This is a genomic window from Rossellomorea yichunensis (assembly GCF_032337515.1).
Taxonomy (GTDB): domain Bacteria; phylum Bacillota; class Bacilli; order Bacillales; family Bacillaceae_B; genus Rossellomorea; species Rossellomorea yichunensis.
On record NZ_JAVYAD010000004.1, the window covers coordinates 217,620 to 229,663 of the forward strand.

The following is a 12,044-nucleotide window of genomic DNA, read 5'->3' on the forward strand; positions in this document are numbered from 1 at the left end:
AAATCTATGAATCTATTTACCATCCGATCAATCTTAATATGTAGTTTTCTTTTCACCCATGTTAAGAAAAACGGGACTGACCGCCCACTATAAATAGGAGAAATCCACTGAATCTTTCCTATTTTATAAAATATTCAAATAATAAACAGCCTTTTATCCCAGGAATGACGACCCTCCTGTTCTATCCTCTGTTTACATTCATTTACAGCAAGTTAAAAATGGTCTCCTATACTATGAACTGTTCGATTCAATAGATTCATGAAGGGAGACATCCGCATGACAAATGATAGATCGATGGAAAATTGGATTCAAAAACTGAATGAAGAGACCTTACATAAAGGGGTCGACCGCCGCAGCTTCCTCCAAGGGGCGGGGAAAGTCGCCGGCATTTCTTTAGGAGTGGTGATTGCTCAATCGATGGGTGGTTTCTCTGTCTCTGCAGAAGAAGCCGGGTTAGAGGATTATCCGTTTTTACTTGGGGTAGCTTCTGGTGACCCTCTCCCGGATAGCGTCGTATTATGGACACGTTTAGCCACCGACCCCCTCAATGGCGGCGGCATGCCTGACCGGAACATTCCAGTGAAGTGGGAAATTGCGAAAGATGAACACTTCCGTCGTATTGTTCAGCGCGGTACGGAAGTGGCAAGTCCTGCCCTCGCACATTCCGTTCATGCAGAAGTTGGGAACCTGGAAGCAGGTACGGTGTACTATTTACTATTACCGGTTCAAAGTAGGGAAGGATTACAGTCCGATCGGGAAAACGAAAACCCTTCCTGCCCTGAATGCAGACGTCGCAAGCCTGACTTTCGCCTTTGCTTCCTGCCAGCAATATGAGCACGGCTATTACACGGCCTATAAGCACATGGCCAAAGAAGACCTTGATCTCGTTTTCCATCTTGGAGACTACATTTATGAATACGGTCCTGATGAGTATATAGCCAAATCAGGAAATGTCCGACACCATAAAGGTCCGGAAATCCGTTCGTTGGAGGATTACCGTAACCGCCATGCCCAGTACCGGACAGATGCGGACCTGCAGGCTGCCCATGCCGCTTTCCCTTGGGTTGTCACATGGGATGACCATGAAGTGGAAAACAACTATGCCGACATGATTCCTGAAAAGGGCCAGTCTGTGGAAGAGTTCGTGCAACGGCGTGTGGCTGCCTACCAAGCCTACTATGAACATATGCCATTAAGACGTTCTTCGATGCCCCATGGAGTGGACATGCAGCTCTACCGTCAGTTCTCATACGGGAACCTAGCTAATTTCATGGTGCTCGATTCCCGTCAGTATCGTTCTGATCAGGCGAATGGAGATAAAAGCTCTCCGCAGACGGCAGAATCCCTGGATCCTTCACGCACATTGCTGGGCGGCGAGCAGGAACAATGGGCCCTTGATCATCTTGGCAAATCGACTGCTTCCTGGAATGTACTTGCCCAACAAATCTTCTTTGCCAAACGAAATTATGGTCCAAGCCCTGATCAACCTCGTTACAGCATGGATGGCTGGGACGGCTACACACCTGCGAGGGAGCGCATCACGGAATTTGCCCGTAAGGAAAATATGGATAACTTGATCGTCCTGACAGGTGATGTACACGCGAACTGGGCTTCCAATATCCTGGCAGACTTTGATGATCCCTCTTCCAACATGCTTGGAGCCGAGTTCGTCGGCACGTCGATCACATCAGGTGGAGACGGGGCGGACAAGCGCGCTGACACAGACCGCATTCTTGCCCAGAACGAACATATTAAATTCTTCAACGATTATCGCGGGTATGTCCGCTGTCATGTCACGCCGAACGAGTGGAGAGCCGATTATCGTGTGGTTCCATTCGTCTCGAGTCCCGGGGCGGATATTTCTACCAGAGCGTCATTTGTTTATGAAAAAGATTCAGAAGGCCTGAAGGAAGTCTCGACGTCAACCGTTCCCCAAGGGAAACAGACGTCTTCTGAGGTGGAAGATGATCGTCATGAAGCGCACAACCGGGCCCATAAAAAGCAGGCCCAAAAAGGTAAACATATGCAAATGAACTAGCACCAAGGAGGCTGAGGCCATGAAAGATCGCAACCAGCAGCTGATCGGACACTTGGAAGAGCTCAGGAGCCGGGCCATTAAAACGGTACTCGCTTTTATTGGTTTCCTTATAGTGGGGATGGCTTTTATGAAACCGATCTACGGGTGGCTGATCAGGGATTTAGACATGAAGCTTGCGATTCTCGGACCGAGTGAGATTCTATGGGTGTACTTGATGATTGCCGCTGTCTTCTCACTGGCTGCAACCATTCCTGTCGCTGCCTACCAAATATGGCGGTTTGTCGCACCAGGCCTGAGCCCGACAGAACGAAAAGTCACCTTACGCTTCATTCCAGCACTGTTCTTTTTGTTTATTTCCGGCATTGGGTTCGGTTACTTTTTACTTTTTCCGATCGTCCTGAATTTTTTGACCACCCTGTCAGCCGGCCAATTTGAAACGATGTTCACGGCGGAAAAATACTTCCGATTTATGCTGCACCTTACTCTACCTTTTGGTTTGTTATTTGAAATGCCTTTAGTAATCGTCTTTCTGACGGTACTTGGCATTTTGGATCCAGCCAAATTGAAAAAATCAAGAAGGATCGCCTATTTTTTGCTGATTGTGATTTCCGTGTTGATTACGCCGCCGGATTTCCTTTCAGATGTACTCGTCATCCTGCCGCTCCTTCTTTTATATGAAATCAGTATTACATGTTCAACGATCGCTTATAAGAAACGTGCTTCTCAATCAGCGGAGTCACATGCAGGACAAGAGAAATTAGTTCTAAGGAGTGAAGAGACTTGAATAAACACGATATGAACAGAAGAGACTTTTTGAAAGCAAGCGGGATCAGCACAGCTGCCCTTGCCCTCGGCAGCACTGGATTGATGTCTTTCGGTGGAAATAAAGCATTTGCCGGCACATCCCAAAACAGGAAAACGACCGGCGGCTATGGTCCCCTTGTCAATGACCCTGGCGGCGTGATGGACCTGCCCCGCGGTTTCCAATACCGGATCATTTCTGAGGAAGGTAAATCATTATCGGATGGCAGACCCGTCCCTGCCAAGTTTGATGGAATGGCCGCCTATAGTGGTCCCCATAACTCCACCATCCTCGTGAGGAACCATGAATTGAGCGGAAATAGTCAATACCCCGTGATCGGGAAAAACCCGTACCGTCGTGAAGAATCAGGCGGGACAACTTCCTTGGTCGTCGGTCCTGACCGCCAAGTCATGAAGGAATATGTCTCTTCTTCCGGTACGATTCGTAACTGCGCAGGCGGAGCGACTCCGTGGGGCACATGGCTCACATGTGAAGAAACGCTGGAAGAAGGTCATGGCTATGTGTTCGAAGTGGATCCACACAATCCAGAAAACAATCTTTCGAAAACCCCGATCCGCGACATGGGTGCCTTTTCCCATGAAGCCACGGCCATTGACCCGGCAACAGGGATCGTCTATTTAACCGAGGATGCCGGTCCCAGTTATTTGTATCGCTACCTTCCGAACGACCGCAGTCAAAAGGTCGGTGCCCTGCAAAAAGGCGGCAAGCTTCAAGCGGCAGCCATCGAAGAAATGAGCAAAGATGAAACCAGCTCTTTCCATACAGGTCAGAAATTCGGGATTGTATGGAAGGATGTAGATCCAGAGAAACCGACCCTTGATGCAGGCAGACAAGGATGCATTGCCTTCAGCCGTCTCGAGGGGGCTTATTTTGAAGGCGGTGTGTTCTGGTTTGATGATACATCCGCCGGGGATAAAGATTTGGGCCGTGTGTACCGCTATATCCCGGCCACCAACACACTGGAGCTATTCTATGAATCTACTGCGCAAAATGATCTGGAAATGCCTGATAATATCTGCATCACTCCATGGGGAGACCTGTGGATCGCGGAAGACGGGGACGGTGTCGATCGTATCATCGGAATGACACCAGAAGGCGAAACATACGTGTTCGCAGAAAATAAAGTGAACAATTCAGAGCTTGCAGGACCAACATTCTCGACAGACGGCCGAACCTTCTTCATCAATATTCAATCACCCGGGATGACCTTTGCGATCTGGGGACCCTTCGCCAGAAAAAATGCATCCCGCAGAAGGCTCATGGGCCATGCTGCACCGCCGGCCGCCTACGCACCGAAAATTTCAGACACACTATCGGCCTTTGCCGAAGTCCAGGGAATGTCAGACCTAGAAGCAGCTGCATTCGCACGCCACGGCATGCCCATTCTATAAACATATCAGGAGGCGGAAATTATGCTAACCAATATCGGAATCCCAGGATTAATCCTTGTCCTAGTCATCGCGTTGATCATCTTCGGACCTTCCAAACTGCCAGAAATCGGACGTGCTTTCGGAAGCACATTAAAAGAATTCAAAAGTGCTACCAGCGATCTTATGAATGGAAACGATCAAGAGAAGACTACTTCTGCAGACGAAGGTCAACGACTGAAAGCCGTGGAAAAAGACAAACAACATACAGGCAGCTGATATTTATCATTAAAAAGCGTCCAGGGTTATTTACTCTGGACGTTTTTTGATAATGGAAATCCATTTCTTTACCTTTGACCGTTCTCCTCTTTTTCTCTCAAATAATCTTTATATACCTCTTTTACTTTATCAGCTCTCGGTAAATCATTTAATAGTCTTCTATGTATGTCATTCAACAGATAGATACCCCTGAACAAACAACCTGCAATGATACCGAAAGCAAGGATGCCGCCTACCCAGGGTCCCGATATAAATAAGACCAAACCTAGTATACTCGCTAAAAAAATGGATAGTATCAAGTACAAACCAGCAAATCCCCTATTCTTCTATCAATTTGTCCCTCATTAAAAGTAACCAGGAACAGATTCAGTTCTACAATTCTGACATGCCTGCCTTATTATGTCAAAAGTTTCACAGCCATTCGAATTTTTCTTATAAGCATGGGGATCGGTTTGATGATTCCTGTAAATGCAAAAAAGGACGGGAACCTCCCCCTTACTCCTAGAAAAAAATACCTATATCTAAATAGAACCCCAAGAATTATACTATTCTAGAATTATAAAGAGAAACCTAGGGGGAAAAGGAATGAAGCAGTTAGTTTCTGTATTTTTGGCTCTTGTTATCGGCTTTGGCGTCTTACCTGTCATGACTTATGCCATTGAGCCGAATGAACCAGAGTTCGATACGTTTTTAAAGGGTATTGGCTGGAATAAGCAAGATTATATCGATTATATAGAAAGTAAAGAATGGTATTTAGAAGATGTTGAGTCCATTGATGATCTTGGTACCCCTCTTTCTGAAGAATCTATCGGGCTTGTATTAGAAGAATTTGACCTAAGCCGTGAAGAGTTAAATGAACTTCTGGTTGAATTTGGTGATATAGAAGAAGGACAAGACGTATTAGAAGGAACGTGGATCATTTTTTCTGAAGATCTTCATGAATACATCGACTTCTATTTAAACGGTTGGGAAGGTACTCCGATTGATAATGAAAATCTTCAGAAGCTTCTGACTGATTATGGATTTGATTCAGAAGAAGCACTGGAGAAGTTATTAAATGAAAACGATGATTCGATCGAAAACTATGAATATATTGAAGATCTTGAGCTTGCCGTTGATTATTATGTTAACGGGGGCGACGATTCAGACGAACTATTTGATCTGTTCGCAGAGATTGGACTGACGGATGAGGAATTTGAGAAACTGTTCACTCATCTTGAAACACTTGATTTCGAAAATCCTGCTTTGATCGATCAGATGATTGAGTTAAGTGAAAGAATGATGGCATTTGAGAATTTTGAAACAGCGGAAGACCTGTCAGTTGAACAAACCGCAGAGCTTTTTGATATATTCAATGACATGCTTGATCTATTTGAATTGAAGACGGATTATTATCTTGTAAAAGACGGTGAAAAACAACCCGTATCAATGGGTTCCTTAATGACGATGGATACGACAAATGGGTATGATCTGTTGATTGAACTATACAACCATCAAGGCACGTTTCTTGCGGATGTCTTATTGACCGCGGACATGTTTGAATCCGGACTTATCCAGGAAACGGGGAAAGATATGATGCAGGCAGAGGAAATCGTGACAGAAAATCCAAAAGCAGTAGAGAGGCAGACAGCAAAACCTCTGACTAAAACCGTCAAAGGCGGAGAGCTTCCAACGACCGCATCCAACTATGCTGGAAAAGCATTCGCCGGGATTGCCTTTGTATTAGCCGGTGTCTTCTTATTCCGTCGCATCGGGGTTAAAGGAATCAACCAATGAGACATCACAACATGAGAAGAAGCAGGCGCTTGCTTCTTCTTTCCTTATCTGTCTTGTTGATCGTATTTGGTCTATGGTTTGGAGGTACGAATGCCTATGCCTATCTGAAAGGGTATTGGCTCTCTCAAACGGGTCAAGTAGACGCGGCAGACTATAAAGCAGAGCCGGATGTAACGGAACAACATAAAGAACAAGAACAAAAACCTCTTTACTCTGAACGTCCCGAAAAGGGTGAAAATATAGGTGAACTCATTATTCCAAAGTTGGAGGCAAAGCTGCCAATCTATCATGGAACAGATGAAAATGAACTGGAAAAAGGAGTGGGCCATTTCGCAGGAAGTGTCTTGCCTGGTGAAAAGGACAATTCCATTCTGTCAGGGCATCGGGATACAGTCTTTCGTAAGCTTGGTGAAGTTAGTGTAGGCGATCTGCTTATCGTACAAACAACTGCGGGGGAATTTACGTATAAAGTAAAGAAAGTACGTATTGTGGACAAGGACGATCCAACCGTCATCGTACCAAAACCCAACGCAACATTGACCGTTTCCACATGTTATCCTTTTCACTTTATCGGGGCGTCGCCTGAGCGTTATATCCTTGTGGCAGATCTAATTGCTACTAAGTAATGTGCAAGGGTATGTGCACGAGGAAGGTTCTACTGCTTCCATAGCATTCAAAAATGAAGAACGAGAACCGTCCCTATTTAACCCTATTGTCAAAATTCAATGTTTAGTCCTTAGATTTCTGTCTGATTTGCAGCTTGAATTTTATGAGGTGTTTGAATGAATTTTAAAGAATTTATGCAAGAAACATTCCCCAATTTAGAGCTGAGACCACCTTTGTTTTACAGTTGGAGTATTGGTATACGGTTTGAACTTGGGGTAGAGTGGAAAAGGGAATACGATTATCCCAACAACCCATATGTATTGGGATGTTATAAAAGAGCGAATACTTTATTTGAAGCACTGCACTCTCCTACGGATGATATATTTGTAGTGATAGATGTAAATGATTTTGATAAAGGTAAAACTATCAAACGTGAATTAAATAACTTTTCACCTTATGTTGAGAAATCGTTTTTGTATAGGTTGAAGCATCAAATGATTCCCTACATTTTCCCAGAAGATGACGAAGAAGGAACATATAGAACACATAGATTTACTCTAAAGTGTAAAACCACTGACTTTAAATTCCAACCTATGATAAAAGCAATATGCAATCAGGATCTAGGATTAAAACCAAGTATTTATCATCGGGTTTATTTTATAAATATTAACAAAAAAACCATCTTTCACGTTTACGATGACAGGGGTTGTGATTTATTGGCAACTTCACCTGAAACAATAAGGGATATGTATGAACTATTTAATGAGTGGATTTTGGATTATGATAGACCTGAAATTGACAAGGTTTTTAATTGAATTTGAAGGGGAAACACCATTTCTGGCGCTTCCCCTTCTAATTTCAACATTAAAGTTTAACAGGAAACATGGGGACGGTTCTTCCTTTTAGCGTTTCCATAAAATGAGGATCATTTTTCACTTCAGTCTTATTTAATAGAATCATAAAATTTTAAGTTAAGAATACACTAATGTCTTCATCGGTAATATCATTTCCCTCTCCATGTTCTAACAGTAGATCTTTAACTTCTTTATTAAACAGATGAAATAGAAATAGTTTCTTAAAAGCAAAGAAAAGGGCTCTTTTCTTACTGACAGGTAAAGTAGAGCTGATTGTCTTTCCATCTTCCCCTCTAACCTTAACTATAAATGTACCATCTTCTTCCTCTACTATTATTCTATTGGTTTTTACGATTGTGCCATTTAATGAAAATAGAGTAGGGAGAATCCCAATTAGATGAATGGCTTCATGAAAATTTCTTTCATTAAATTCCGGACCACCAATGTCAAATCCCTCATGTTTCATCATAAACGGACGGATTCTTTTATCAAAATAGAAGGCAGAGAGCCTATTCATTAAAAAGTACATTGCTACCTTCTCTTCAGTTTTGAACAGTTTAATAACTTTTACATAAGGGACTTCTTGTCTCTCGACTAACATTAAGCGAAATTCCCACTCTCCCCCTACTTTTCTTAAATAATGATAGTTTTCGTAAGGGGGATTTACTTCAACTAACTTGTCAAATTCTATTGTTACCTGCTTCCCTACCTTATTCATGATTTTTGCTGCAATGCAAATGTTCATTTTGTCACCTCACTGACTAATATTACGTAAATAGCCAAGGAGTGCTCCAAGCCAAAGCTGTTTAACCAATTTTAGTTTGCATAGACATCATCAGGGTTCAGAGCACCTTTAAAGAGTCCATGTCACCCATCGTCAGGTAGTTGATAAAGTCAGAGCCGGGGTCAGTTGTTACTTCTGGGCATTCATCGAGAACTAATGGTTTAAAAAAGCACTTAATGCCAATAATGACAATCAAGCGCTTTAAGTTCATGTATTTCTAGGCTTTCATGTTCGGGTTAAAGTTTGTAAGTTTCATTGGGACGTAAAACCTTATAAATCCCTTAATATTTTATCAGCCCTCAATCTATCAATAAAATCATCTAATGCTTCTTCCTCATCTGTATAGGTATCTTGTGAATTTGTAATCTTGCTCGCCCTTTCATCTGTTACATAAACAATCCATTTATCATTTTCATGCCTTAGCACAACTTCATTTTCTCTATTATCCCTTAGTTCATTCATATTATAATCTTGTAATTTCTCATCATGTATAATTCTTATTGCCTCTTTTATATTCATAGTTTGTCCTCCTATTTAATTTCCTTAAGCAATCCTAATCTTTCCAATTGTCCAACCGTAAGGCTAAATTCGTATTGAACGGCTCCTCCTTTTCCCCAGCCTTCTACAGCTGCCGCATTTCCTTTATATGATACAAGCCTACTATAGTCACCCTTATAATATTTTCTTACTGTAGCTTCAATCTCAGTTTTCAACTTTTTATCTGTACATTTATCAACATACTCTTTAATTTTAGTAAAATCCCCTTTGATTTCATATTGATGATAATTTGATAAGTCTTCTACATATGGTAATGAACGTTCTGTATATGAATACGATTCTCCATTAATTACAGGAGATGTATATCTACCATTAGGATTTCCATACCTATCAATTACTTCTCGCATCTCTGGAGTGAACTGTTCTTTTATTGCAATACCATCAACGTCTAATGTATAACCTCCTTCAGCAGCTTTACTCCAATTAATTGAGCCTTCAGGATTTAATACTGATGAATTCTTTGGTATTTGAATACCAGCTGGCCATTTACCTTCTTTTAAGAATTTATTTGCAACATCAATGTTTACACTCTTCAATAAATAATTATATAACTCAGCATTAGTGCATGTAGACTTTTTCCACAGGTTACCAGCTTCTGCCCTACCTTTAGCACCAACCCCATCACTAGAACTTTTCTCTCTTTCCTTAAATGTCCTCTCCACAGAAAACCGACTCCACCCAGGCTCTCCACCAACCAACATCCCATTATCAGCAACCATCATAGGCCGGTTATAAAGATCAATAATTCCTATTCGGATCTGATCCCATCTATGATTCAATGAAACTTTCGGAACGGTCTTAGGTGCAGGAGTTGATATGTTCGTGCCGCCTTTCACGTTGAGCCCTGGTTTAGCACCGCCGACAAGGAGTGCTGCCAGTCCGAAACTGTTCAACCAATGTTCCTTTGAGTAGGAATCATCTGGATTAACTGCTCCATTGAAAAGGTCCATTCCACCCATCGTCAGGTAGTTGATAAAGTCTGAGCCTGACTCGGTTGCTACTTCAGCGCGTTCCTTCAGACCACTCGCGAAGCCCTTGCCTACATCCAGTCCGCCAACCGTAATGTAGTTTCCAAAATCATAGATGGAGTCAAATTTGGTTTCATTTCTTTTCTCCATCCCGGCCCAGAGATCCTGTCCGATTTCTTTGAAACTGTTGAGGGATTCGGTGATGGGGTTTTCGTTGACTTCCTCTTCCGGGATCGGTTTAGGCTCTCTTGCCTGTTCTTGTGCTTCTTTGAATTTCAAGTAAGAGTCGGTCTGGGCAGTGATGTCGTCCGTTAGCTGATAGGCATCATTGGAATAATAGGCTGTCGCGTTGAAATAGAGCGGTGAGATGTGACTCCCTTGACTGGACGATTCCATTAACTGCCTCATTAGCCCTGCGAGTATTTGTTCGCTGACTTCTAAATGTTGATATTCCCTTTTTAATTCTTCATCAAATCGATTGACGGAGTCAAGTGTATCCTCTCGCTGCCTCCTCGCCTCTTCCATATGAGTATCGAATCGATCCCTTGAAAAGACATTCAGTGGATGGATGTCGCTTATGCGATTGAGGATTCTTTGGAGTTCCTGCTGCTGTGCAGCGATCATTTCACCCGAACGTCGCTCGCTTTGATGAAGATCTTCCTCCAGGAATGGAAGTTCCAGCGTTTCCCTGCCAAGGTTTCGCCCTTTTGCGTCACCTTGAATGCCATTGAAGAAAGCGATGTTACTTTCAGCAAGTTGAATCCAAATATCAACGACATTGATTTGAGCGCCGTAGAAGCCTTTAATGGCATCGGCACCCTTTCCCTGGAATTCATCGTCAAGTTCCACAATGGCTTGAAAAGAGCTTTTAAGTGTAAGAAGTTGGTCTCTTAATGTCTCGTATTCATGTCGACGTGATGACATTGCGTCGAGTAAAGTGGGGGCTTCATATACTTTCAATGGTCGCGTCTGCCTTTCTATCAGGATTTTGTTATGGATTCATCCTGTTGTTTTAAAGCTTCTACATTTGCTTTTGTATCTTCAATATTCTTTTCCACTGTGGCGATATATTCCTTCAATAACAGTTGAATGTTCTGTTCGCGCTGAATCCATGCATCCGTATAATTCAGCTTGTTCCGTCCCAACTCCTCCTGTGCAGGTGCTTTCAGCTGAAGCCGTTCCAGTGAGTTGAGCGCTTCATTCAGTTTCGCCATGACCTCACTGTGGTTGAGCTTTATTTGCTGCGTTGATCCGCCGCCAGATCCCGAGCTCACATTCATCTAAAATAACCTCCCTTTCAAGTCACTGAGTTTATGGGAGACCTGCTCATAAAAATCTTCACCTTTGGAAAGTAAATATTCTGCATCATTGGCCAAATTGCCATAGAAGCTAATAACCCCTTGCTGCGCTTCCAAGGAATGAATCTTTGATTCTATGGAACTGACGTATTCGTCATAGTTTTCATGTCCGATTTGCCTCATCGCCTGGAGGGCAGAATCCCGTTCCGCATGATACTCTTCCGACCTCGGACCCATCCAATTATTATGTAATTCCGGCTGCCCGATTTGCTTAATTTCATTTAGTAGTTGACTTTGTTCATTCAGAATGGCGCTTTTTGCTTCCCTCAACCGAGAAATCTTTTCTTGAATATCGCTCGATCGGGAATGGATCACACTCTGAATGTAGTTCAAGTCATTGTAGAGTCCCATATCGGCATCTCCCTTATAGATTGATCCGCTAAAACACCTGTTAAGTCCCAATAGCTACTGATATCGTACCACCCTTTTCTTCCTCATTCTATTTCGAAATGAGCCCATGACAAAAAAAGGAAAATATTCATCGTTCTTTTTTACCACTATTGACAACAAACAAAACCTCTCACCATACTAAATGTGACTTTATGACCAATCCCCTTGGCACACAGGCTCAAAAAGGGAACCACGGTACTTGTTCCCGTGGTCCCCTTTTTTGAAGCAAGAGAACCGTCATGC

The 12,044-nt window shown here is 42.8% G+C and carries 12 protein-coding genes and 1 pseudogene; 7 read left to right on the forward strand and 6 right to left on the reverse strand.

Annotated features, from left to right (window positions below):
- Window positions 1-276 precede the first annotated feature (276 nt).
- The 4 genes and pseudogenes from RSX31_RS12055 to RSX31_RS12070 all read left to right on the forward strand — a co-directional run bounded on the left by RSX31_RS12055 (window position 277) and on the right by RSX31_RS12070 (window position 4,507).
- Window positions 277-2,038: pseudogene (locus RSX31_RS12055) on the forward strand (alkaline phosphatase D family protein).
- Between the two features lie 19 nt (window positions 2,039-2,057).
- Entirely contained in the window at window positions 2,058-2,822 is a 765-nt protein-coding gene (gene tatC / locus RSX31_RS12060; RefSeq protein WP_315634703.1) for a twin-arginine translocase subunit TatC, read from the forward strand.
- Window positions 2,819-4,252 carry an alkaline phosphatase PhoX gene (locus RSX31_RS12065; protein WP_315634704.1) on the forward strand — a complete coding sequence of 478 codons (1,434 nt, stop codon included), beginning with the start codon at window positions 2,819-2,821 and terminating at the stop codon, window positions 4,250-4,252. The genes tatC and RSX31_RS12065 overlap by 4 nt, the downstream gene beginning before the upstream one ends.
- 21 nt (window positions 4,253-4,273) lie before the next feature.
- A complete protein-coding gene (locus RSX31_RS12070) occupies window positions 4,274-4,507 on the forward strand; it encodes a twin-arginine translocase TatA/TatE family subunit (protein WP_148994801.1) in 234 nt (77 codons plus the stop codon).
- Window positions 4,508-4,575: 68 nt separating this feature from the next.
- On the opposite strand, the gene RSX31_RS12075 is transcribed toward RSX31_RS12070, so the two are convergent.
- Window positions 4,576-4,812 (reverse strand): hypothetical protein, encoded by a 237-nt coding sequence (locus tag RSX31_RS12075; protein ID WP_315634705.1) that lies wholly within the window; start codon window positions 4,810-4,812, stop codon window positions 4,576-4,578.
- Between the two features lie 280 nt (window positions 4,813-5,092).
- Between RSX31_RS12075 and RSX31_RS12080 the strand changes: the two genes are divergently transcribed.
- The 3 genes from RSX31_RS12080 (at window position 5,093) to RSX31_RS12090 (ending at window position 7,704) form a co-directional block, all read left to right on the forward strand.
- Window positions 5,093-6,283: a processed acidic surface protein gene (locus tag RSX31_RS12080; RefSeq protein ID WP_315634706.1), complete on the forward strand. Its 1,191-nt coding sequence runs from the start codon at window positions 5,093-5,095 to the stop codon at window positions 6,281-6,283.
- Window positions 6,280-6,909: a class D sortase gene (locus tag RSX31_RS12085; RefSeq protein WP_315634707.1), complete on the forward strand. Its 630-nt coding sequence runs from the start codon at window positions 6,280-6,282 to the stop codon at window positions 6,907-6,909. The genes RSX31_RS12080 and RSX31_RS12085 overlap by 4 nt, the downstream gene beginning before the upstream one ends.
- Window positions 6,910-7,065: 156 nt before the next feature.
- Window positions 7,066-7,704 carry a DUF3885 domain-containing protein gene (locus RSX31_RS12090; RefSeq protein ID WP_315634708.1) on the forward strand — a complete coding sequence of 213 codons (639 nt, stop codon included), beginning with the start codon at window positions 7,066-7,068 and terminating at the stop codon, window positions 7,702-7,704.
- A gap of 151 nt (window positions 7,705-7,855) precedes the next feature.
- On the opposite strand, the gene RSX31_RS12095 is transcribed toward RSX31_RS12090, so the two are convergent.
- The 5 genes from RSX31_RS12095 to RSX31_RS12115 form a co-directional block, all read right to left on the reverse strand.
- Complete coding sequence (locus RSX31_RS12095) at window positions 7,856-8,488, reverse strand: hypothetical protein (RefSeq protein WP_315634709.1); 633 nt, start codon at window positions 8,486-8,488, stop codon at window positions 7,856-7,858.
- 309 nt (window positions 8,489-8,797) lie between these two features.
- Window positions 8,798-9,046 (reverse strand): Imm59 family immunity protein, encoded by a 249-nt coding sequence (locus RSX31_RS12100; protein WP_315634710.1) that lies wholly within the window; start codon window positions 9,044-9,046, stop codon window positions 8,798-8,800.
- Between the two features lie 11 nt (window positions 9,047-9,057).
- On the reverse strand, window positions 9,058-11,013 hold the full coding sequence (locus RSX31_RS12105) for a T7SS effector LXG polymorphic toxin (RefSeq protein ID WP_315634711.1): 1,956 nt from the start codon (window positions 11,011-11,013) through the stop codon (window positions 9,058-9,060).
- 20 nt (window positions 11,014-11,033) lie between these two features.
- Window positions 11,034-11,333 carry a DUF5344 family protein gene (locus tag RSX31_RS12110; protein WP_315634712.1) on the reverse strand — a complete coding sequence of 100 codons (300 nt, stop codon included), beginning with the start codon at window positions 11,331-11,333 and terminating at the stop codon, window positions 11,034-11,036.
- On the reverse strand, window positions 11,334-11,762 hold the full coding sequence (locus tag RSX31_RS12115; protein WP_315634713.1) for a YwqH-like family protein: 429 nt from the start codon (window positions 11,760-11,762) through the stop codon (window positions 11,334-11,336). It lies immediately after the preceding gene.
- Window positions 11,763-12,044 lie beyond the last annotated feature (282 nt).